The 23,725-nt window shown below is 57.2% G+C and carries 17 protein-coding genes and 2 tRNA genes; 16 read left to right on the top strand and 3 right to left on the bottom strand.

The window, feature by feature from the left end; genetic code table 11:
* The first annotated feature begins 53 nt into the window (after positions 1–53).
* The 16 genes from gyrB to NE623_RS12535 all read left to right on the top strand — a co-directional run bounded on the left by gyrB (position 54) and on the right by NE623_RS12535 (position 18,095).
* Positions 54–2,036: a DNA topoisomerase (ATP-hydrolyzing) subunit B gene (gyrB, locus tag NE623_RS12610; protein ID WP_256272336.1), complete on the top strand. Its 1,983-nt coding sequence runs from the start codon at positions 54–56 to the stop codon at positions 2,034–2,036.
* A gap of 31 nt (positions 2,037–2,067) precedes the next feature.
* Positions 2,068–2,571, top strand: coding sequence for a transposase (locus tag NE623_RS12605; protein WP_256272335.1), 504 nt, complete (start codon positions 2,068–2,070; stop codon positions 2,569–2,571).
* Between the two features lie 52 nt (positions 2,572–2,623).
* Complete coding sequence (gyrA, locus tag NE623_RS12600; protein ID WP_256272334.1) at positions 2,624–5,203, top strand: DNA gyrase subunit A; 2,580 nt, start codon at positions 2,624–2,626, stop codon at positions 5,201–5,203.
* A 202-nt stretch (positions 5,204–5,405) separates the two neighbouring features.
* Positions 5,406–6,800 (top strand): tRNA uridine-5-carboxymethylaminomethyl(34) synthesis GTPase MnmE, encoded by a 1,395-nt coding sequence (gene mnmE, locus NE623_RS12595; RefSeq protein ID WP_256272333.1) that lies wholly within the window; start codon positions 5,406–5,408, stop codon positions 6,798–6,800.
* A gap of 98 nt (positions 6,801–6,898) precedes the next feature.
* Complete coding sequence (locus NE623_RS12590; RefSeq protein ID WP_370866751.1) at positions 6,899–7,258, top strand: four helix bundle protein; 360 nt, start codon at positions 6,899–6,901, stop codon at positions 7,256–7,258.
* 142 nt (positions 7,259–7,400) lie between these two features.
* A complete protein-coding gene (gene mnmG / locus NE623_RS12585; RefSeq protein ID WP_256272332.1) occupies positions 7,401–9,269 on the top strand; it encodes a tRNA uridine-5-carboxymethylaminomethyl(34) synthesis enzyme MnmG in 1,869 nt (622 codons plus the stop codon).
* Between the two features lie 88 nt (positions 9,270–9,357).
* Positions 9,358–10,062, top strand: coding sequence for a 16S rRNA (guanine(527)-N(7))-methyltransferase RsmG (gene rsmG, locus NE623_RS12580; protein WP_256272331.1), 705 nt, complete (start codon positions 9,358–9,360; stop codon positions 10,060–10,062).
* 122 nt (positions 10,063–10,184) lie between these two features.
* Positions 10,185–11,048 carry a ParB/RepB/Spo0J family partition protein gene (locus tag NE623_RS12575; protein WP_256272330.1) on the top strand — a complete coding sequence of 288 codons (864 nt, stop codon included), beginning with the start codon at positions 10,185–10,187 and terminating at the stop codon, positions 11,046–11,048.
* Positions 11,049–11,393: 345 nt separating this feature from the next.
* Positions 11,394–12,158: a ParA family protein gene (locus tag NE623_RS12570; RefSeq protein ID WP_256272329.1), complete on the top strand. Its 765-nt coding sequence runs from the start codon at positions 11,394–11,396 to the stop codon at positions 12,156–12,158.
* Positions 12,159–12,170: 12 nt separating this feature from the next.
* Positions 12,171–13,055, top strand: a complete 885-nt coding sequence (locus tag NE623_RS12565) for a ParB/RepB/Spo0J family partition protein (RefSeq protein ID WP_256272328.1) — start codon at positions 12,171–12,173, stop codon at positions 13,053–13,055.
* 226 nt (positions 13,056–13,281) lie between these two features.
* A complete protein-coding gene (gene serS / locus NE623_RS12560) occupies positions 13,282–14,586 on the top strand; it encodes a serine--tRNA ligase (protein WP_256272327.1) in 1,305 nt (434 codons plus the stop codon).
* Between the two features lie 150 nt (positions 14,587–14,736).
* A tRNA-Met gene (locus NE623_RS12555) sits at positions 14,737–14,813 on the top strand.
* 91 nt (positions 14,814–14,904) lie between these two features.
* A tRNA-Glu gene (locus NE623_RS12550) sits at positions 14,905–14,979 on the top strand.
* A 244-nt stretch (positions 14,980–15,223) separates the two neighbouring features.
* Positions 15,224–15,790, top strand: a complete 567-nt coding sequence (locus NE623_RS12545) for a M48 family metallopeptidase (protein ID WP_256272326.1) — start codon at positions 15,224–15,226, stop codon at positions 15,788–15,790.
* A 51-nt stretch (positions 15,791–15,841) separates the two neighbouring features.
* Positions 15,842–17,272 (top strand): lipopolysaccharide biosynthesis protein, encoded by a 1,431-nt coding sequence (locus tag NE623_RS12540; RefSeq protein WP_256272325.1) that lies wholly within the window; start codon positions 15,842–15,844, stop codon positions 17,270–17,272.
* A gap of 73 nt (positions 17,273–17,345) precedes the next feature.
* Positions 17,346–18,095 (top strand): nitroreductase family protein, encoded by a 750-nt coding sequence (locus NE623_RS12535; protein WP_256272324.1) that lies wholly within the window; start codon positions 17,346–17,348, stop codon positions 18,093–18,095.
* Between the two features lie 175 nt (positions 18,096–18,270).
* On the opposite strand, the gene NE623_RS12530 is transcribed toward NE623_RS12535, so the two are convergent.
* The 3 genes from NE623_RS12530 to NE623_RS12520 form a co-directional block, all read right to left on the bottom strand.
* The gene (locus tag NE623_RS12530) at positions 18,271–20,607 is read right to left on the bottom strand and encodes a SpaA isopeptide-forming pilin-related protein (protein WP_256272323.1); all 2,337 of its coding nucleotides are present in this window, start codon (positions 20,605–20,607) and stop codon (positions 18,271–18,273) included.
* A gap of 28 nt (positions 20,608–20,635) precedes the next feature.
* On the bottom strand, positions 20,636–22,522 hold the full coding sequence (locus tag NE623_RS12525; RefSeq protein ID WP_256272322.1) for an LTA synthase family protein: 1,887 nt from the start codon (positions 22,520–22,522) through the stop codon (positions 20,636–20,638).
* 146 nt (positions 22,523–22,668) lie between these two features.
* The gene (locus tag NE623_RS12520) at positions 22,669–23,448 is read right to left on the bottom strand and encodes a type III pantothenate kinase (RefSeq protein ID WP_256272321.1); all 780 of its coding nucleotides are present in this window, start codon (positions 23,446–23,448) and stop codon (positions 22,669–22,671) included.
* Positions 23,449–23,725: the final 277 nt, after the last annotated feature.

The raw sequence follows: 23,725 nt of genomic DNA, 5'->3' as shown, positions 1-23,725 counted from the left end.
TACCGTGCGATGTAAAGCAGAGATACCCACCCATGACAGGAGGCTATCATTTCATGGCAGAAGAAATCATCACCGAAACCAACCGCGAAACGGCTACCGACCACGCTTACGGCGGTGCGCAGATTCAGGTTCTGGAGGGTCTGGAGGCTGTGCGCAAGCGCCCCGGTATGTATATCGGCTCCACCGGCCCCTCCGGCCTGCATCATCTGGTCTACGAAATCGTCGATAATGCGATTGACGAAGCACTGGCCGGGTACTGCACCCATATCGAAGTTACCATCAAGCCCGGCAACATCATTCAGGTATCGGACAATGGCCGCGGTATCCCGGTGGACATCCAGCCCAAGCTGGGCATCCCGGCTGTGACCGTTGTCTACACCGTGCTGCACGCAGGCGGCAAGTTCGGCGGCGAGGATTCCGGCTACAAGGTGGCCGGCGGTCTGCACGGCGTCGGCGCGTCGGTTGTCAACGCCCTGTCCGAGTGGCTGACTGTCCGCGTGCGCCGCGACGGAGCCGAGTACGAGCAGAGCTTCAAGCGCGGCAAGCCGGACGGCGAGCTGAAAAAAATCGGCGCGGCGGCTTCTACCGGAACGACAGTCACCTTCAAGCCCGACCCGGAGATGTTCCAGGAAACCACGCTCTACCGCTATGAAACGCTGCTCAAGCGTCTGCGGGAGGAGGCGTTCCTGAACGCCGGTGTCCGCATCACCCTGACGGACGAGCGCCCCGATGCCGACCGCCCGCAGGACGAGCAGAACGGTGAAATGCGCGCCGAAACGATGTGCTATGAGGGCGGCATCCGTTCCTTCGTCAGCTATCTGTGCGAGCGCCGCGACCTTACGCCCCTGCACCCCCAGGTTATGTATATGAAGGGGGAAGGCCAGGGCGCCGTGGCCGAGGTTGCGCTGCAATATTATGACAACAGCTACAATGAATTGTTGCTGAGCTTTGCCAACAACGTCCACACCCCCGAGGGCGGCACCCACGAGGAGGGTTTCAAACTGGCCCTGACCCGCGTGCTGAACGAGTATGGCCGCGCCAAGGGGATTCTGAAGGATAAGGACGAGAACCTGTCCGGCCCGGACGCCCGCGAGGGTATCATTGCGGTGGTCAGTGTCAAGCTGCAGGAGGCCCAGTTTGAGGGCCAGACCAAGGCAAAGCTGGGCAACACCTTCATCAAGGGCCTTGTCAACAACGTGGTCTATAAGGCACTGACCGAATTCTTTGAGGAAAACCCCGCTGTGGCGAAGGCAATTTTGGAGAAGGCCACGCAGGCCGCCCGTGCCCGCGCCGCCGCCAAGAAGGCCCGCGAGCTGGTCCGCCGCAAGAGTGCGCTGGAATCCAACCGTATGCCCGGCAAGCTGGCAGACTGCCACGAAAAAGACCCCTCCAAGACCGAACTGTTCATCGTGGAGGGCGATTCTGCAGGCGGCTCGGCCAAGATGGGCCGAGACTCCAACATTCAGGCCATTCTGCCCTTGTGGGGCAAGATGCTGAATGTCGAGAAGGCACGCGCCGACCGCATCTACGGCAATGACAAGCTGATGCCGGTTGTGACCGCGTTGGGCACCGGCATTGGCGATGAGTTTGACATCACCAAGGTGCGCTACCACAAAATCTTCATTATGGCTGATGCCGATGTCGACGGCTCGCACATCTGCACCCTGATGCTGACCTTCTTCTTCCGCTATATGCGCCCGCTGATTGACCACGGCTATGTCTACGTGGCACAGCCGCCGCTGTTCAAGCTGCAGAAGGGCCAGACCGTCAAGTACGCCTATAATGACGAGGAAATGAAGATTCTGAGCGCCGAAATGCCCGGCGCAAAGGTCAACCGCTACAAAGGCTTGGGCGAGATGAACCCCGACCAGCTGTGGGAAACCACCATGAACCCCGACAACCGCGTGATTGTCCAGATTAAGATTGAGGACGCCGAGCGTGCCGACGAGGCGTTCAGCATCCTGATGGGCGAGCAGGTCGAGCCCCGCCGCCAGTTCATCGAGAAAAACGCCAAGTACGCGAATCTGGATGTGTAATGTTCCACGTGGAACATTATGCGGTGGTTGTATGGATGACAAATGGCAAAAACGCAGGTGGATGCGCCTTCAAGAATTTGATTACGCATCACAAAAGGTGTATTTCATAACGATTTGCACACAAAATAGGGAACCCTTGTTTTGCAGGATTGTAGGGAGGGGTCTTGACCCCTCCGTGCAGGCAGAAATTAGTATGACGCCGTATGGGAACATTGCGGAGTATGATTTGTTGCAGATACCAGAGCATTTTCCGCAAGTAGAAATTCTGAATTATGTGTTTATGCCGGACCATCTGCATATATTATTGGCTTTGGGCTGCCGGGAGGTTGCTGCGGAGGGGTCAAGACCCCTCCCTACAGTGCCAACCATTATAGGGCAATATAAATCCGGCGTCAGCCGTAAATGCGGACGTCCGGTTTGGCAGAGGTCCTATTACGACCACATCATCCGCAACCAGCATGATTTTGAGGAAATTTGGCAGTATATTGACCGAAATCCGTTACAGTGGGTTTTGGATGGAAAAAACAGTAAGTAGAGAACAGCGAAGCATTCAATTCACAACAAGATAAGTTAGTTAAGGTGATACAATGGAAGAAAACATCATCATGGTGCCGGGGTCCGGTACCAAGGTCATTGTGCGCGATGTGAAGCAGGAGATCGAGACGGCGTTTTTGGACTACTCGATGTCTGTTATCGTGGCGCGTGCTCTGCCCGATGTGCGTGACGGCCTCAAGCCCGTGCACCGCCGTATTCTGTACACGATGCACGAGCGCGGCAATGACCCGCAGCACCCCTACCGCAAATCGGCCGATACCGTCGGTGCGGTGCTGGGCTCCTACCACCCCCACGGTGACTCCTCCGTCTATGACGCGATGGTTCGTCTGGCACAGGATTTCAGCCTGCGCTACCCGCTGGTAGATGGTCAGGGTAACTTCGGCTCCGTGGACGGTGACCCCCCGGCTGCTTACCGTTATACCGAGGCCCGTATGTCTAAGATGGCCTGCGAGATGCTGACCGATATTGAGAAGGACACCATCGACTGGGACCCCAACTTTGATGAAACCAAGAAGGAGCCCCATGTACTGCCCAGCCGCTTCCCGAACCTGCTGGTCAACGGCAGCCAGGGCATTGCGGTCGGTATGGCCACCAACATTCCGCCGCACAACCTGCGGGAAATCGTCAACGGCATGGTGGCCTTGATGGATGACCCCGAAATCGACCTGGCCGGCCTGATGGAGTACGTCAAGGGCCCGGACTTCCCGACCGGCGGCATCATTATGGGCCGCAGCGGCATCCGCGCCGCCTATGCGACCGGCCGCGGCAAAATCACCCTGCGCGGCCGCGCCGAAATTGTCGAGAAGAAAAACGGCCGCTATGAAATCCTGATTACCGAAATCCCCTATATGGTCAACAAGACCCGCCTGATTGAGTCGATTGCGGACCTTGTGAAAGACAAGCGCATTGAGGGCATCAGCGATCTGAACGATGAATCCTCCAGCCGTACCGGCATGAAGATCGTCATCGAAATCAAGAAGGATGCCAACCCGCAGGTCGTGCTGAACCAGCTCTACCGCTACACACAGCTGCAGGACACCGTGGGTGTCATTATGCTGGCGCTGGATGACGGCGTGCCCAAAATTATGAGTCTCAAGACCATGATGGAGCGCTACATCGAGTTCCAGATGCAGGTTATCCGCCGCAGAACGGCGTTTGATCTGAAGAAGGCGAAGGAGCGCGAGCACATCCTGGAGGGCCTGCGCAAGGCAGTTGACATCGTGGATGAAATCATCGCCACGATTCGCGCCTGCAAGGGAGGCTTTGCCGAGGCGCGTCAGGCTGTGATGGACAACTTCGGCTTTGATGAGCCGCAGGCGGATGCCATCGTCAAGCTGCAGCTGGGCCGCTTGGCCGGTCTGGAAATTCTGAAAATCGAGCAGGAATTGGGCGAGCTGCGCACCGCGATTGCCGATTATGAGGACATTCTGGCCAACGATGCGCACGTGAAGCGCATTGTCGAGGAGGACCTGACCGCGCTGGCCGACAAGTACGGCGATGAGCGCCGCACCTCGATTGAGGCAGTCTCCGGCGAGGTTGACATTGAGGACCTGATTCCCGAGGAGACCTGCGTCTTTACGCTGACCCATGAGGGCTACATCAAGCGCACCACGCTGGACACCTATCAGGCACAGAACCGCGGTGGCCGCGGCGTGCAGGGTATGACCCAGAAGGACGAGGACTTTACCGAGGAAATGTATGTAGGCTCCACCCATGACTATATGCTGTTCCTCACCAATCAGGGCCGCGTCTACCGTCTGAAGGGCTATCAGGTGCCGGAGGGCAGCCGCACCGCCAAGGGCAGCCATATCGTGAATCTGCTGCAGCTGCAGGAGGGCGAAAAGGTAACCCTGATGCTGCAACAGAAGGCGGACGTGGACGAGGACAACACCTACGCCACGATGGTGACGAAGCAGGGTCTGATTAAGCGCACCCCGCTGTCCCAGTTCCGCAACATCCGCAAGGCGGGCCTGATCGCCATTGCTTTGAACGAGGGCGACAGCCTTGTGTGGAGCCACCTGACCAAGGGTGACGATGAGATTATCGTGGCCACCCATGACGGTGCTGCCATCCACTTTACCGAGGACGGCGCGCGCTCGATGGGCCGTACCGGCCACGGCGTCCGCGTGATTAAGCTGCGCGAGGGCGATTATGTTGTGGGCGCAGGCGTCTGCCGCCCGGGTGCCACTGTGCTGACCATCAGCGAGGAGGGCAAGGGCCGCCGCAGCCGCATTGACGATTACCGCATTACCAAGCGCGGCGGTCTGGGCATCCGCAACTATTCCAACGGCAACGTGGCGGGCATCAAGATTGTGGATGACACCGACGATTTGATTCTGATCAGCCAGAACGGTATTCTGATTCGGATTCATGCCGCTGACATCAACGTCCAGAGCCGCTACGGCAGCGGTGTCCGCGTGATGCGCCTTGTGGAGGATGACAAGGTGGCCGTTGTGGCCCGTGTTGACCGCGACAACGAGGCCGAGACCGCGAAAATCGAGGATGTAGGTGAAACCGACCCGACCCCCGAGGAGCTGGCTGCGATTGAAGCCGAGGAGCTGGCTCAGGAGGCTGCCGAGGACGCCGCCACCGACACCAACGACGACGAATAACTTACTTTCTTTGAAAAGAAAGTAAGCAAAGAAACTTTCAATATATTTCCAGAAAAGGAGAGGCTATGGCGGCCTCTCCTTTTTGGTGGTTTGAAATTTTTTCGCCGAGGCCTTTTTTATAAAAAAGGCCGGAAAAAGGCTGGTAAAGAACGCCGAATCATGCTATGCTAAAGTGTTAGAACAAATAAAGGAGCACCCGCACATGGAACATCTGCACAGTACAATTTGCGCGCTGGCAACGCCACCGGGCGAGGGCGGCATTGCAACGGTCCGCGTTTCCGGGCCGGATAGCTATGCCGTTGTCGGCAGGATTTTTGCGCCCATCCGCAAGGAAAAGCGCGTGGCCGATGCAAAGGGCTACACCGCTATGCTGGGGCATTATCTGCTGCACGGCGCGGAGATGGACGAGTGTGTGGCACTGTTTTTCCGTGCGCCGCACTCCTACACCGGCGAGGATGTGATTGAGCTGTCGGTGCATGGCGGCACCGCCATGGCGGACGGCCTGTTGGAAGCGTTGATTGACGTGGGCTGTGCCCCGGCCGGGCCGGGAGAGTTTACCCGCCGTGCGCTGGAAAACGGCCGTATGTCGCTGACGCAGGCCGAAGCGGTGATGGAGGTTATCGCGGCCAATGGGCGGCAGGGGGCCGCACTGGCAAAATCCGCGCTGGATGGCCGACTGGCTAAGCGCATTGGCAAAATACAGACCGCCCTGCAGACGCTGAACGCCCACCTGACGGCCTGGGTTGATTACCCGGAGGAGGATGTGCCGGAGCTGTCCGACGAGGCTTTTGTAAAGACTCTGACCGACCAGAAGGCCGAGTTGGATGCACTGATTCAAGGTTACAGCGCGGGCGCGGTACTGCGCCACGGCGTGGATTGTGTGTTGCTGGGGCGCCCCAACGTGGGCAAAAGCACGTTGCTGAATCTGCTGGCCGGGTTTGACCGGGCCATTGTCACGCCGGTGGCGGGCACGACCCGCGATATTGTGGAGCAGGCGGTGCAGCTGGGCAATGTCCGGCTGAACTTGTTTGATACCGCCGGTGTGCGGGATGTGGGTGATGACGGTGACGCGATTGAGGCCGAGGGCATCCGCCGCAGCTGGAAAAAGCTCGACGAGGCCGGGCTTGTGCTGGCCGTGTTTGATGCCGCGCAGCCGCTTGGCGAGGATGATATAGAGCTGGCCCGCAAATGCAAGGGCCGCCCGGCCATTGCCGTGCTGAACAAGCAGGATTTAGCAGGGGAGTGCAGCGATGTTCCACGTGGAACATTGGAGACTTATTTCAAAAAAATTGTTCCGATGTGTGCCAAAGATGCCGTGGGCCTGCAGGCGCTGACCGATGCCGTGGCGGATTTGCTGGGAACTGCCCGGCTTGACCCTACCGCCGCACAGTTGTGCAGTGCCCGCCAGCTTTCCGCCGCTACCCGCGCCCGGGACGCCCTGACCGAGGCCATCACCGCCCGCCAGAACGGTTTTGGCCTTGACGCCGCCGCCGTCTGCCTGACCGATGCTCTGCAGGCACTGTTCGATTTGACCGGCGAGGATGCGACAGCGGCAACGATTGATGAAGTGTTTGAGACGTTTTGTGTGGGGAAATAATAGCCAAGCAAATAAGAAATAAAAAATAATAAATAATAAAAATGGTGGAGTTTGCGCCTTTGGGCGCAAACAAAATACTCTGCGGCGGGAGGCTTGCTGTGATACAGAACAATGTGCTTCTGGATAAAACAGTGAATTTTTCCGTCAGAATTGTGCGAAGCTGCCAGTATCTTGTGAAGGAAAAGAAGGAAGATATTATGTCCAGACAGCTGCTGCGTAGCGGAACTTCCATTGGAGCAAATGCACATGAGGCAGTTTATGGTTCCAGCAGGCAGGATTTTATTTCAAAGCTGCACATCTCACTGAAGGAAGCCTCAGAAACGGAATATTGGATTATTCTGTTGACCAAGACAGAGTACCTGACAAGTACACAGAGCAAGTCTTTATTGAAAGACTGCACCGAAATAAAGAAAATTCTTATCTCTACCTTAAATAAAGCAAAGAAAGCAGAAACATAAAAAAATAAGAATACCTTAAAGAAGAATGTAAGGTAATTTTAAATTGCGCGCGCGGCGCGCATCCACATTTATTATTTCTTATTTATTATTTTTTATTTGCAAACCACTCACGGATAAATTACGCAAGAGGGAAAAAACAACTATGGACAAACTAGGAACCTATGACGTCATTGTCATTGGCGCGGGGCACGCGGGGATTGAAGCGGCCCATGCGGCGGCAAAGGTCGGGGCAAAAACGGCGGTGTTTACACTGTCGCTGGATTTCATCGGCAATATGCCCTGCAACCCGTCCATCGGCGGCACAGCCAAGGGGCATCTGGTCCGGGAGGTCGATGCTCTGGGCGGGCTGATGGGCATCGCTGCGGATGCAACCTATCTGCAAAGTCGGATGCTCAACCGCGGCAAGGGCCCCGCCGTGCACAGCCTGCGCGTGCAGACCGACCGCAAGCGGTACCACATCTGGATGAAGCACGCGCTGGAAAAGACCGAAAACCTCGACATTCATCAGGGTGAAATCGTCGGTGTGGACGTGCAGGACGGCAGGATAGTGGGCGTTATCACCAATCTGCACGCCTACTACGCCTGCAAGGCGGTGGTGGTGGCCACCGGCACCAACCTCGGTGGGCGCATCTTTGTGGGGGACGCCCACTATGACAGCGGCCCCGACGGCACCCACGCCGCCACGGCGCTGACCCAAAGCCTTGTGGTGCACGGCTTTACGCTGCGCCGGTTCAAGACCGGCACGCCCGCCCGCGTCCACCGCCGCAGCATTGATTTTTCCAAACTCGAATGTCAGCCCGGTGACCCCGACGCCGAGTTGCAGCCGTTCAGTTTTATGACTCGTGTGCCGATGCACAACAAGGTCAACTGCTATATTGCCTATACAAACCCGGAAACCCACAAGGTGATTCTGGATAATCTCTACCGTTCACCCCTGTATGGCGGCGACATTCAGGGCATCGGGCCGCGGTACTGCCCCTCGATTGAGGATAAGGTGGTGCGCTTCAAAGAAAAGGAGCGCCACCCGGTCTTTGTGGAGCCCTGCGGCGAGGACACCGAGGAAATGTATCTGCAGGGACTTTCGTCCAGCCTGCCAGAGTCGGTGCAGAACGAGATGTACCGCACCATCAAGGGCTTTGAGCACCTTGAAATTATGCGCCCGGCGTATGCGATTGAATATGACTGCGTTGACCCCACCACCCTCAAGCCCACGCTGGAAAGCAAGGTTGTGGCTGGCATCTACGGCGCGGGACAGTTCAACGGAACCTCCGGCTATGAGGAGGCCGCCGCGCAGGGTCTGTTGGCGGGCCTGAACGCCGCCTGCCACGCCTTGGGCAGGGAAGAGCTGGTACTGGCGCGGCATACCAGCTACCTTGGCACGCTGGTCGATGACCTTGTAACCAAGGGTGTGATGGACCCCTACCGCATGATGACCAGCCGCAGCGAATACCGCCTGAGCCTGCGTCAGGATAACGCCGACGAGCGCCTGACCCCGATTGGCCGGGAGTTCGGGCTGGTGGACGATGCGCGGTGGGCGCTGTTCTGCCGGGACCGTGAAATCAAGCAGGCCGAGCTGAAGCGGTTGGAGACAACCTCCATCAAGCTGGCAGACCTGCGTGCCGCCGCACCCATGGGTGCCGAGTTGGGCGAAATCGGCGGCACGGCCATCGAGCTGCTGCGCCGGCCCTACATCAGCTATGAGCTGGTGGCCAAGGTAATCGGCCGCGGCGAGGGCGTGACCCCCGCTATGGCACAGCGCATCGAGACGGAAATCCGCTACGCGGGTTACATTGCCCGCGAGGAGCGCATCATCCGGGACATCCAGCGCCACGAGAATGTAAAAATACCCGAGGACTTTGACTACGCACCCATCGAAACCATGACGCTGGAATCCCGCGAAAAGCTCGAAAAAATCCGCCCCCGCACGCTGGCGCAGGCCGGGCGCATACCGGGCGTGTCGCCCAGCGATTTAGCCCAGCTGAGCATTGTGCTGCTGAAGCAGGGCAAGTAAAATAGCTTTGGCGGCGTGCACACCGTAGGGGCGGATTCCATATCCGCCCGAAATCCGCCCCTTTACCCAAACAGAGTAGGAGAAACCGATGATTGATAAAAACCGCTTATCCGAAAAATGTTCTACGTGGAACATTGCCCTGACTGGCACCCAGCTGGATCTGCTGGACAAATATGCGGAGCTGCTGGTCAGCTACAATGAAAAGGTCAACCTGACGGCCATCACCAGCCCGGAAGGCATCGAGGACCGCCATTTTGCGGACAGCCTGCTGTTTGCCGCCCAGCCGGAGGTGCAGGGTAAGCTGGTGGATGTGGGCACCGGCGCGGGTTTTCCCGGCATTGTGGCCAAAATCTACAAGCCCGATTTGGAGCTGACCCTGATGGAGCCGACCGGCAAGCGGGTGGATTTTCTGCGCTACGCCTGCGCGGAGCTGGGCCTGACCGGCGTGGAATTTGCCAAGGAGCGCGCCGAGGAGGCCGCCCGCAAAATCTGGCGTGAGCAGTTCGATGTTGCAAGCGCCCGCGCTGTGGCGGCGCTGCCGGTACTGAGCGAATACTGCCTGCCGCTGGTCAAGGTGGGCGGCTGGTTCATCGCCATGAAGGGCCCCGAGGCGGACGCCGAAGCCAAGGCCGCGGCCAACGCGCTGAAAAAGCTGGGCGGCCAGTATGCCGAAACGCGGCAGTTCACCCTGCCCGACAGCAGCGCCCGCGGGCTGGTGCTGTGCAGAAAAATATCGCAAACTCCGACGGTTTACCCCCGCAATGGCGGTAAAATTGCAAAAAAACCGCTGTAATAACGCGAAAAAATGAATATCCGGGCGAACGATTTTTCTTTCCCGGGGATGCAAAATATGCTATGCTTTTTGTAGAAAAGAAGCGTAGCATATTTTATTTGTCCTGTGGGGAGGAATCAGAATTGCCTAAGAATGATATACAAAAGCAGGGCCGCATCCTGATGTTGCCGGTGGACGCCATTGAGCCGTCCCCCTATCAGGCCCGCACCGCCTTTGACGAGCCCGAAATTGCCGCGCTGGCGGTCAGCATCTTGCAGAACGGTCTATTACAACCCATCAGCGTGCGGCGGGTGGGGCTGCGCAAATACCAGCTTGTGGCAGGGGAGCGCCGTCTGCGCGCCTGCCGTCTGGCCAAGCTGGAAAAGGTCCCCGCCATTCTGGCGGACTATGATGACAGCGAATCCGCCGCGCTGGGACTTTTGGAAAATCTGCAGCGCAGCCAGCTTGACCCATTTGACACGGCGCGGGGCATCAAGGAGGTTATCCGGCTGTGGGGCTGCACGCAGGCAGAGGCCGCCCGGCGTCTGGGCTTGAGCCAGCCCGCACTGGCCAACAAGCTGCGGCTGCTGACCTTAACGCCGGAACAACAGCAGCTCTGCACCGCCAACCATCTGACCGAGCGCCACGCCCGGGCTGCGCTGCGCCTGCCGGAAGGCCGCCGCACCCCCGCGCTGGAAAAGATGGCTCGCGATAAGCTGAGTGTGCGGCAGGCCGACAAGCTGGTGGACCAGATGCTGGCCGCACCCAACGCGCCCAGCCCCTGCCGCCGCACAATACCGATGGTGCGGGATGTGCGATTTTTCGTGAACACGCTGCAGCACGCGGTGGATTTAATGACCCAGAAGGGGATAGCCGCCACAACGCGGTGTGATAAGCACGATGGGTGTCTGGAATACATCGTCCGGATACCGGTCAGCAGCGACGGAACAGTCGGCAAGCAGGAAGGCGAGGCAGGAAAGCAGGAAGAATTTGCGGTGAAGTTGTAGGGTTTGGCCCCAAAGCCCTCTACTGTGGGAAAAGGTGGCCCCGCAGGGCCGGATGAGGGTCAATCTCACCGCAGCTGCCCGGCCCCTACCGTGCAGCAGAATAAAAACGGCGTATGCTGGTGTGCGCGGAGGGGGCAAGACCCCTCCCTACAATATGACGTTTTGTAGGGGCAGGCATTGCCCGCCCGCTTCTATATCGCTTTTATCCCCCGGTAAATGTTCCACGTGGAACATTTACCGGGGGCATTTTTATAAATAACCCTTTTTTATCCATGCTCTTTGTGCTATAATAGAAACAAGCGGCCCTTTGGCCGCAAAAAATGCAAAAAAAAGAGGAGGTACGGCGTGGCAAAAGTCATCGCAATAGCAAACCAGAAGGGCGGCGTTGGCAAAACAACCACCGCCGTCAACCTGAGCGCCTGTGTGGCGGCACTGGGCAAAAAGGTCCTGATCGTGGACCTTGACCCCCAGGGCAACACCACCTCCGCTTACGGTGTCGCCAAAAATAAGGTCGAAGCCGACACCTACACCTGCCTGATTGACGATGATGACGTCCGCGAGGCCATCATCAAAACCGAGTACAACGCCGACATTCTACCGTCCAACACCCAGTTGGCAGGCGCGCCGATTGAGCTGGTCTCCGTGCCGCGGCGTGAAATGCGCCTGCGCACCGTGCTGGCCCCGGTCGTGCCACTGTACGACTACATTTTCATCGACTGTGCGCCGTCGCTGGATTTGCTGACCGTCAACGCGCTCTGCGCAGCCGACACGGTCATCATCCCGATGCAGTGCGAGTTCTTTGCGCTCGAGGGCTTGAGTGAGCTTATGACCACCCTCAAGACCGTGCGCAAAAAGTACAACCGCTATCTGGACATTGAGGGCGTGCTGTTCACGATGTATTCCGGGCGGCTGAACCTGACGATGCAGGTGGTGGCGCAGGTGAAAAAATACTTCGGCGATAAGGTCTACCGCGCAGTCATTCCCCGCACGGTGCGCCTGAGCGAGGCGCCGAGCTTTGGTATGCCCATCAACTTCTATGAGCCGAACGGCAAGGGCTGTGACGCTTATATGGAGCTGGCGCGGGAATTTTTAGCAAGCAACGAGCGATAAGGAGGGACGCCAATGGCCAAAAAGAAGCTGGGCGGGCTTGGCAAGGGACTGGACAGCCTGTTTGCCGACCTGCCTGAGGATACCGGCAGTGAGGCGTCAAGCTCCACACTGCCGCTGCGGGAGATTGAGCCCGACCCCGAGCAGCCCCGCAAGCGCTTTGATGATGATGCATTGAGCCAGCTGGCCGACAGCATTACCGAAAACGGCCTGTTGCAGCCTATTGCGGTGCGGCCCAAAAAGGTTGGCCCGGGGTACATCATCATTGCGGGTGAGCGCCGCTGGCGTGCCGCAAGGCTGGCCGGTCTGGACGAGGTGCCGGTCATCATCAAGGACGTGACCGATGAGCAGGCTGCCGCGCTGGCGCTGATTGAAAACCTGCAGCGTGAGGACCTTGACCCGATTGAGGTTGCCGAGGGGTGCAAACAACTGATTGAAAAGTACGGCCTGACGCAGGAAAGCGCGGCCAAGCGCTTGGGCAAAAGCCGCAGTGCCGTGACCAACAGCCTGCGCCTGTTGGCCCTGCCCGAGGACGTGCGCCGCATGGTCAGCGAGGGCAAGCTGAGCTTCGGCCATGCCAAGGTGCTGCTGGGCCTGCCCAGTGAGGAGCTGATGCTGCAGGCAGCCGAGGCGGTTGTGGAGCAGAATCTCAACGTCCGCCAGACCGAGGCCCTCTGCAAAAAGCTGGCCAAGCCCGCCAAGCCGCCCAAGCCGAAGGACGATAACTTCACCCGCCCGAAGCGTGCCATCGAGGTCGAGGCCGCCCTGAAGGAGGTCACCGGCAGCGAGGTGCACGTGGATTACAAGGACGGCAGGGGCTCGCTGAAGATTGATTTCTACAGTGATGAGATGCTGCAGAAGTTCGTCAGCCTGCTGGGTATGTATGACCCGGAGGGGTAATGCAAGTTGGATTTGTAGGGGCGAACATTGTTCGCCCGGAAAAGCTGCGGCAACCGCACGATTTCGCGGGCGGATATGGAATCCGCCCCTACATGTAGGGGTCGATGCTCGTCATCGACCCGCAAAGTACCCGCAGCCGCAAAGTTGCAGCGGGCGAACAATGTTCGCCCCTACAACGCTTTTTTAAATGTATCTATTATTGAAATTTTAATAGAGGAGTACCACTATGTTAGACATTCGTTTTGTCCGTGAAAACCCGGACGCCGTCAAGGAGAACATCAAGAAAAAGTTCCAGGACGCAAAACTGCCCCTCGTGGATGAGGTCATTGCTCTGGACGCCGAGTACCGCGCTGCCATCGGCGAGGCCAGCGACCTGCGCGCAAACCGCAACAAGCTGTCCAAGCAGATTGGCGCCCTGATGGGTCAGGCCAAGAAGGACCCCAGCAAGGCCGCCGAGGCTGAAGAAATCAAGAAGCAGGTCACCGCACAGGCTGACCGTCTGAAGGAGCTGGAAGCCAAGGAGACCGAGTTGCAGGCCAAGATTCAGGAGATTATGTACACGATTCCCCAGATGATTGACCCCAGCGTGCCCATCGGCCCCGATGACAGCCACAACGTCGAGGTTCAGCGCTTCGGTGAGCCCGTTGTGCCCGACTATCCCATTCCGTACCACGTCGATATTATGGAGAGCTTCGACGGCATCGACTTGGACGCCGCCGGCCGCGTCTCCGGCAACGGCTTCTATTATCTGCTGGGCGACATTGCCCGCCTGCACGAGGCTGTGCTGGCCTACGCCCGCGACTTTATGATTGACAAGGGCTTTACCTATGTCATCCCCCCGTTCATGATGCACGGCGATGTGGTCAAGGGTGTTATGTCCTTCCCTGAAATGGACGCTATGATGTATAAAATCGAGGGCGAGGACCTGTACCTGATTGGCACGTCCGAGCACACGATGATTGGCCGCTTCATTGACCAGACGCTGGACGGCGCCAAGCTGCCGCTGACCCTGACCAGCTACAGCCCCTGCTTCCGCAAGGAGAAGGGCGCCCACGGCATTGAGGAGCGCGGCATCTACCGCATCCATCAGTTTGAGAAGCAGGAGATGATTGTCGTCTGCAAGCCCGAGGACAGCATGGCCTGGTATGATAAGCTGTGGAAGAACTCTGTTGAGCTGTTCCGTTCTATGGAGATTCCCGTCCGCCAGCTGGAGTGCTGCTCCGGCGATCTGGCTGACCTGAAGGTCAAGAGCTGCGACATCGAGGCATGGAGCCCCCGCCAGCAGAAGTACTTTGAGGTTTGCTCCTGCTCCAACCTGGGCGATGCACAGGCCCGCCGCCTGCACATCCGCTTCAAGGATGAGAACGGCAAGACCCAGCTGGCCCACACGCTGAACAACACCTGCGTGGCCCCGCCGCGTATGCTGATTGCCTTCCTCGAGAACCACCTGCAGGCGGACGGCACCGTCACCATCCCCGAGGTTCTGCGCCCCTATATGGGCGGCAAGGAAGTCCTGATTCCTAAGAAGTAAGCGGCATTAACGCCGACCTTTCCCGCATTGGTTCTTTGCCAATGCGGGATTTTTTTGTATTTTTTGAAATTTTTCGGGAAAAACTACTTGACAGAAGGGGACGCGTCCGCTATAATAATATAGCGTTCTCGAGAGCGCACAGACAAATGTGGCGGTATAGCTCAGTTGGCTAGAGCATTCGGTTCATACCCGAAGTGTCACCGGTTCAAATCCAGTTACCGCTACCACATGATACAGGGTTTCGCTAAAATACTTGGGGGTCGGTTGCAATAGTGGCCGATAGGTTGCTTGCTGTTTTAGCGAAATCTTGTATTATATGGCCCGTTGGTCAAGCGGTTAAGACACGGCCCTTTCACGGCTGTAACATGGGTTCGATTCCCGTACGGGTCACCAAAAAGCTCCTCAATCTCAGGATTGAGGAGCTTTTTCGTGCTTCCGTACGAGGAATCGAACAGGACGGCCGCCCGCGGGAGATTCCCGGTCTGGCATCTCATACTCTTTGCCCCTGCAAATGTTCACATTTCCCCAACAAGTCTTTTCCTCTCAAATATGGAAAACCAGACCATTTCCTGTTATAATAAGAAAACAGGCACAAAACGGATTGCCCGGGGAATGACGATGGGGGAGGGGTCGCGGCTTGGCGACAGAAAAGGTGCAGGAGCGCTGCGCGGGCGGCGTATGCTATACGCTCACGCGGCGGCGGGTGCGCAATATAAATCTGCGTGTCCGGGCCGATGGCTCGGTTGCGGCCAGTGCGTCGGCGCGGGTGCCGATAAGCTACGTGGACGCCTTTGTGGCGGCGCGGGCAGACTGGGTGCGCGCCGCGCAGGCCAAGGCCGCCGCTCGCCGTGAACGCGAAGCCGCCGAGCAGCCCGCACTGCCCACAAAGCAGGCGGCACTGGCCCATATGCAGGCGCTTTGCCGGGCATACTATCCGCAGTTCGCGGCCATCTGCCCGGGCGGGCATATGCCTAAAATCGCCGTGCGGGATATGAACACCCGCTGGGGGTCCTGCAGTCTGCGCACCGGCACGCTGGCCTTTGCGCGGCGGCTCTGCGTGATGCCCATGCCCGCGCAGGAATACGTTGTTGTGCATGAGTTCTGCCACTTTGCCCACCCCAACCACGGCCCCACGTTCTGGGCGGCGGTGGAAAGGGCCATGCCGGACTACAAGCAGCGGGAAAAGCTGTTGAAAATGCGGTAAAACCCGCGGGCGGCAAAACTAAGACAAACCATACACAGGGAGGGTTCCACCTTGCCATCTTCACAAAAAAAATACACAACGCTGGTCAGCAATACGCTGTTGTTTGCCATTTCCAACTTCAGCTCCAAGCTGCTCAGCTTCTTTATCCGGCCGTATCTTAGTTACGCGCTGGACTCACCGGATGTTATGGGCGTGTCCAGCCTGCTGCAGCAGGCCACCAACCTGTTGATTCCGGTGGTCAGCCTTGGCGTGGCATATGCGGTCATCCGGTTTGGTCTGGATAAGGAAAATGACAAATCCAGCGTCTTTGTCAACGGTGCGGCCACCATCTGCGTGGGCTTTCTGGTGCTGTTGCTGGCCATGCCGCTGGTGCGGCTGATACCCAACGCCGCGGAATATCTCGGCTTTTTGTACCTCTGCGTGCTGGCAAGCTGCCTGCGCACGCTGTGTACCCAGTTTATACGGTCGCGGCTGATGAACCGGCTGGTGGCCATTGACGGTGTGCTGACCACGCTCAGCCTGCTGGCGTATTACCTGATTTTCCTCAGTGTGTTCAAGCTGGGGGCAACCGGCTTTTTGCTGGCCAACGCGCTGGCGGACCTGACCTCGATGGTGTTTGTCTTTATCGCGGGCGGGTGCTGGCGCTACTTCAAGCCCAAGGCGTTCAGTATGGCGCTGTGGAAGGATATGCTGCGCTACTGCCTGCCGATGATCCCTGCGTCCATCAGCTTCTGGGTCATCAACGCCAGCGATATGTTCTTTGTGCAGGGTATGTGCGAGGGCTACGGCGGCCGCAGCGGCAACCACTGGGTCGGCCTGCTGTCGGCGGGGTACTTCCTGCCGCAGATTATCACGATTCTGGGCGGCATTTTCTATGAGGCGTGGCAGCTTTCCGCCGTGACGGAGGAGACCGACCGCGAGGCGTTTTTCTCCAAGATTTTCCGTGTGTATGCCAGCGTGCTGTTCTGCTGCGTGGCGGGCATTATTATGCTGTGCCAGCTGCTGATGCGGGTTTTCAAGGCCGAGTATTTTGATGCGTGGACCTTTGTGCCGTTTTTGACGCTCTGCTCGATGCTGACCTGCTTGAACCAGTTCTTGAACAGCATCTACGTGGTGTATAAGCGCAGCACGGGCTCGCTGTTTACCATGCTGGCGGGCGCGGTGCTGAACCTTGTGCTGAACTACTTCTTTATCCTGTTGTGGGGGCCGTGGGGCGTGACCCCGGCCAGCTTCCTGAGCCTGCTGCTGGTGTTTTTGCTGCGTGCGTACTCCACGCGGGGGCTGCTGGAAATCGACTTCCACCCGGCGTGGCTGATTATGAATCTGGCGCTGGTGCTGGCCGAAATCTGGTGCATGATGCGCTTGGAGCACTGGGCCGTGCCGGTGGTGGGCATCACCGCGGTGGTTTGCGTGGTGAACATCCGCGAGGTACTCAGTATGTTGGAAACGCTGATTGGCAAGTTTTTGAAGAAGAAAAAGTGATAAGCCGGTAACGCCGCGGGCGGGCAATGCCCGCCCCTACAACCAGACTTTTATAATGCAAAAGGAGTTCACCATGCAAAACAATCCAATCCTGTCGGCGCTGTCTGCCCGCAAAAGCGTGCGGGTGTTCACGGACGAGGCCGTCACCGCTGAGGAGCGCGCGGCCATCCTGCACGCGGCGTTTCAGGCACCCACGGCGGGCAACCAGCAGCTGTACACAATTCTGGACATCACCGACCCCGCGCTGAAGGCCACACTGGCCGACCTGTGCGACCATCAGCCGTTCATTGCCAAGGCACCGCTGGTGCTGGTGTTTCTGGCCGACTGCCGCCGCTGGCTGAATGCCTACCATGCGGCCGGTATGCCGGATGCGCGCAAGCCCGGCTACGGCGATTTGATGCTGGCCATAGCGGACACCTGCATTGCCGCGCAGAACGCCGTCGTCGCCGCCGAATCTATGGGCATCGGCAGCTGCTATATCGGGGACGTGATTGAAAACGCCGAGCCCATGCGCGAGGCCCTGCGCCTGCCGGAGTACGTTGTGCCCGCCTGTATGTTGGTGTTTGGCCGCCCGACCGAGCAGCAGCAGCGCCGCCCCAAGCCAGCCCGCTTTGCCGAGCAGGCCATTGTGTGTGAGAACACCTACCGCGACCGCACGCCGGACGAGCTGCGCGCCGACTTCACCGCCCGCGCCGCCGCCAACGGCCAGCCGGACTATGATTTCAACACCGCCGTGCAGGCCTTCTGCAAGAGAAAGTACGAAAGCGATTTTTCCAAGGAAATGACAAGAAGCGCCCATGTGTATTGGGACGAGTTTGAATGATAGTATTGTAGGGAGGGGTCTTGACCCCTCCGCGTTTGTTGCGACTGCCCATTTATGGAAAACGCATTTGTAGGTGCCGGGCAGGTACGCGGCCTCCTCCTTTTGCAGGAAAGACTTCGCAAATAAAATCACCCCCACCCAAGTGCAGATGTTCTGCAGCTGGGTGGGGGCTTTCTTATGGATTGAGGGTGAAATTATATGTTTTGTTGTCTTTATCCTGTGGTTTATGCTCTAGCGTAGTAAAGTTTTTATTTTTATCGCTGAGGTTTTGGCCGGTAAGAGGTGAATCCGTATCACCGATATAGACATATACTTTTTTGTTCTTATTATCTTCAGGAACCCCGTTCCCATAATCTTCAGGAATAACAATGTCCCCTTTTTGGAGCGTTACATTTTCATCATTATAATGATAAGCCTTACCCGTGAGGGGAACAATATAGTCAGCCGCTTTTTTGAGATGCTCATTTAAGAATTCCATGGGGTCGGGAGCGTTATTCAGTTCGGTAGGATTCTTTTCATAGGTATTACGCTTGCTATTTGGAATCTTAGTATTAATGTTATCATAATTGTAGTAAGCGATACCCTTCCAGCAAATAATTTCACCGCCACTAAATTTGATTTCGTCATCCGTAGTGAGTTTGTGTGCCCAGTTATTTGCCTGATTAAAAGTGACCTTGTCGAACTTTATATCAGATTTATCCTCACTAGAGTTATGGTCAGTCATGATGACTACCTTTGTGGTACAGCCAGATTCAACGAAAAATGTCAGGTTATCAGCCTTGGTGTATCCGGAAGGAGCGTTTATTTCTTCAAGCGTATAGTTCTGACCCTGCCGCACCTCAAATACGGCATCAGCGCCTGTAGTAGTGAACTCTTTGGATTGTACAAAGTTTTCCATGACATTGGTGTTTACAATAGCATTGTTATTGTTGTCAGCTGTCAGCTTTAGATTGGCGCCGGATACAGGATTTCCGGCGTCATCAATTTTACGGATATAGACAGTACATAGCTTGCGTTTGGTGTTTATAACATGAAAAGAATCGTCTTTACCAACTGTTTTTTCCAGATCATATCTACCCAATTCTTTATGATTATCGTTAAAACGATTAATATAGAACCAGGTTTCATGGTGGGGTTTCGGTTCAGAGGGATATGGCTCATAATATAAATTAAAAGAACAGGTGATACCTCCCTGATATCCGGCAGGAGGATAGGTTTCCTTTATATCATAAGTTTGGCTTCCGGCAGTCAGGTAAACAGATTCCCCGATATTATCTCCCTCATGCAGTTTGACAGGAATGGAGCATTCTCCATTATCATTACAAGTGAGTGTAGCAACAGTATTTGAGCCATTCGTGATATCAAAAATAGCACGGGGCAGTGCTTTTCCCTCAGAGTCAGTGACGCGTAGATTCAATTTGGCAACGGGAAAGCGCATAATGGTAAGCCGCCTGTTGTCCATATCGACAACACCTGAATTGTAATTTCCGTCATCCTTTATGCTATTGAGATAATAGTCATTCTCTTTAAGGCAAACATTGATATAGATTTTTGTATCACTGGGAATGACTTGATAGCCGGCAGGAACCTCATCTTCGGTGATATATGTCGCCGTATCCCCGATAACAGTATCGGAAAGATGGCGACCATCCTCATGAGGAGAAATTTTCAACAGAATATCGCCGTTTTTATCAGAGGTCACATCAAAGGAGTTTTCACCGCTTACAATGTGATATTTTTTGTTTGCAAAAGGCGCAGAGTTTGCAGTGCTGACATCCTGCATATGGATAATGAATTGTTTTTCGTTTGCGGTAGCAGTGCTGCCGGTTTCCCCGCCGCCGGTTGTACCACCACCGGTCGTACCACCGCCGCCGGTTGTACCACCACCGGTCGTACCACCGCCGCCGGTTTCCCCGCCGCCGGTCGTACCGCCGCCGCTGCTGCCCGGCTCCGGTGTCGGCACAACGACAGCATCGGCCTTTGTGCTTACAGTGGAAGAACGACCGTTGTTGGTATAAACAACGGTGATGCCATCCTTGCTGGTGTACACCAAGTACAAAACCTGCCCGCTGGCATTGCAGGTCATCCATTGCACTGTACCGCTCACGCCTGCCTGCGAGGCAAGGTCGTCAGGCGTTTTGCTGCCGATGGGAGCACTTTCCATATGCAGCAGATACTGCCCGCTGCCCTCAGTCAGTGCAACATCACCGGTCACGGTGGGGGCCTCGTTTTTCAACTCGCCCGCCCAGCTTGTCAGAGCATTTGCACCATCGCTTTTTCCTGTTATTGAAGCGTTCTGCACCAAGGCGTACTTCTGCGCGGCAATGCGGGTCGCCGCCATCACACACGCCTGCGTCTCGCTGACGGCCTGCTTCTCCTTGGTGTTGTCGATGTACCCGGTCAGCGCAGGCACGGCAAAGCTCGCTGTTATGCCTGCAATCACCAGCACGACAACCAGCTCCACCAGCGTAAAGCCGTGGCGGCTGCGTAAGGCTTTTTTGAGACCAGTCATTGTGGACTTCCTCCTTGCGTTCGGCGGGTCAATCGGCGGGGGTAAAAATGCTTTGGTCCCGTTTGGCGTGGGCGCCGATGTTGTTGTATTCCAGATTCAGATACCCCTTGACCCAGGCGTCCAGCGCGGGGTCAACGCCGTACACGGCCGTGGTGCCGTCCGCCTTCATATAGTCATTGGCGGCGGTCACAACGGGGGTGTTCTGCTTCATTTCCAGCAGATACTTGTAATAGTCGCTCAGCGGCAGACCGGCCTGCTGCAGCAGGGTGGGGGTCAGCATGACCATGTCCATACGGTTCAGCGGGTCGGCCGTGCTGACGGCGGCGTCTGTGTGCTCCAGCGGGTAGTTTGCCCAGATGAAGAACGGCGTGCTGCGCTGCAAAAGCTCCAAATCGTTGCCCGCGGCGGCAAAGCTGGGGTCGGCCACGTGGGTCACAAAGCTGGGCGCGTGGTCACCGGCCATGGCAACAATCACCTTGCGGCCGGTCTTTTCGTACTGCGCGGTGAAGTAGTCGCACAGCTCCTGCACGGCGGCGTCGGTCATCTTGATGCAGCTTAAATATTCGTCCATCAGCTCGTCATACTCGCCATAGTCGGTGGCGGCGTGGACAATATCCAGCGAAGCATCGTTCATATCGTAATCGCCGTGGCTCTGGATGGATACCAGGAAGCTGAACCGCGGCTTGTCCTCGGGCATGGCCTCGTAGAGTTTTTCCCAGTCCTTATACGTGGCGGAGTCGGTCTGGTAGGGGCGGTCGCCGTAGCGGTCCTGGGTGGGGAAGTCGTCCTCAAAGTGAGTTTCGTCAAAGCCCAGCGCCAGCCAGGCGGAGTCGCGCCGGTAGTTGGAGTTGGTGTAGGGGTGGGCGGCCATGGTGGAGTAGCCCAGACCCTTCAGGTAGCTGACCACGCTGTTGGCGTTGTACAGGTTCAGCCAGTTGAACGGCGTGATGCTCGGCATCAGAATCAGTGAGTTGGAGGTCAGCATCTCGTACTCGGTCGAGTTGGTGCCGCCGCCCACGTGGGGGCTGATGGTGTGGCCGTAGACCGAGTTGGGCAGGTTTTTCGTGACCGGCATAATGTCGGTGTCGGCCTGCAAATCCGTCACAAGGTCAAAGTCATAGAAGCTCTCGGACAGAATCAGCACAACATCGGGGTAGTCCTGTGCGGTTTCAGCGGTGGCGGGGCCGGTGTAGCCGTCCGCCTTGGCGAAAGCCTCGACCGCGGCGGCGTCGCTGTAGCCCTCCGGCTCAATGATGGGGTCGGCCATCAGGCTGGTGGCCTCAATCGTGCCCGCCAGATATCCGTAGGTGTAGTAGGTGTTCTGCCACGCCCAGCCGTAGGTGGTTTTGGGCTTGACGGTCACCGGGCCGAAGTAGCCAAAGAACATCACCAGAAAGACGCACAGCGCACTGCCCGCCACCCGCACGCCGCGGGCGGGCCAGCTGGCGCGTTTGGGTGCGCCCTTGCAGAGCCGGCGCTGCACAAAGGCGATAGCCAGAATCGGCAGGAAAAGCAGCGCAATCTTGATGACGTCATGGGTGATTTTTAAGGTGTAGCTGCCCATGACCTCAGCGGCGGTGCCAAGGTTCAGAATGTCCTGCGGCATCAGCGCCGAGCCGTGTAGGTCGCGGGTGTAGTAGTTGATCAGCGCAATGATGGTGAATACCGCGCCGGACAGCGCCGTGGATAGCCACCATCGGCCCAGCATGGCAAACAGAATCAACGTCAGGCAGAAGGCCGTCAGGGCGTTCAGCGGCGCATACAGTGGCCACTGCAAGGCCAGAAAGCTCTCGGTGACACCGTCAGAGAGCTCCAGCTGGTAGCGGGAGATGAACCCCACCGCCACAGCCAGCAAGCAGGGGAGCACCCCCTGCATCAGGAACTTTTTCCAGTCAAAGTTTTTAAAATGCTGCATGGGTTTTGCGTAAATACCTTTCTCAATAAATTTGTACACAAAAATACATAATATATTATAACATAGCACGAAAAAAAAATAAAGAGGAGCATACACTCCTCTTTGCAAAGCCGGAAGGGGACGTTCCCGGCAAAATCACGTCCGCGTCACATCCGCACATTCTTCTGCCAAATCACAAACAGCCCCTCCAGAACAAGGGTGTCGCGGTAGGTGATTTCGGTCGTACACGCCGTGCGCACGCTGACGGGCAGTGTGCCGGTTGCCACCACCGGGGCGGCAGGGGCGTTAAGCGCGGCGCGTATCTGGGCCACCATGCCGTCCAGCATGGCCGCCGTACCGTACACAATGCCGCTGTGCAGGCAGTCGGCCGTGTTGGCTCCCAGCAGACGCCGCGGGCGTGCTTCCAGCTCTACCTGTGGCAGTTGTGCCGTGTTGCGCACCAGCGCCGACAGCGAGCACTGCGGCCCCGGCAGGATGCTGCCGCCTACCAGCGCGCCGGCAGCGTCCACCGCCAGCAGGGTGGTAGCGGTATCAAAGTTTACCACCACGCAGGGGGGCGTGCAGTGCTGCAGCGCGCCCACGATGGCGCAGAGGAGCTCGCCGCCCAGCTGGGACGGGTTGTCCATCCGGATGCGCACGCCGCTTTTCAGCCCGGGGCCGACCTCCATAATCTGGCACTCGCACATTTTGCGCAGGGCCTCCCGCAGCCGCGGCGTCAGCGCCGGCACCACGCTGGAGAAGATGACCCCTGTAATCTGCTGCGGCTCCGCGCCGTACAGCGCCAGCATATTTACCATTTTATAGAGCAGCTCATCACTGCTCAACGCGGTGTCCGCAAACAGCCGCGAGGAAAATACCAGCTTGCCGTCCGCCATATACCCGCCGAACGTAATGTTGGAGTTGCCAATGTTCAATACCAGAATCATGGATAGCCCTCATTTCAATGTGTTGTCTTTATACTATTATAATAAGGTAGAAATTGCAAGAGTTTTCCACACGGCACGCCCAACAATGTTGAAAAACATAGCCGCTTCCCCAGCAGCCACCCCGTAGGGGCCGGGCATACCCGGCCCGGTTGTTTCCCAATATCTGCTGTTACCGGTAAACCTTCGGCCCCGCACCCACATTTGGTAGTCATACTTCCCCGCCTCCGCAATATACACCTTGCCCAAATACCTCCCTCAAAATTTGTCAAAAAATCCG

This window comes from Gemmiger formicilis (assembly GCF_024462815.1).
Lineage (GTDB): Bacteria > Bacillota > Clostridia > Oscillospirales > Ruminococcaceae > Gemmiger.
The sequence above is the reverse complement of the archived record's forward strand: the minus strand, read 5'-3'. Positions and strand labels throughout refer to the sequence as shown.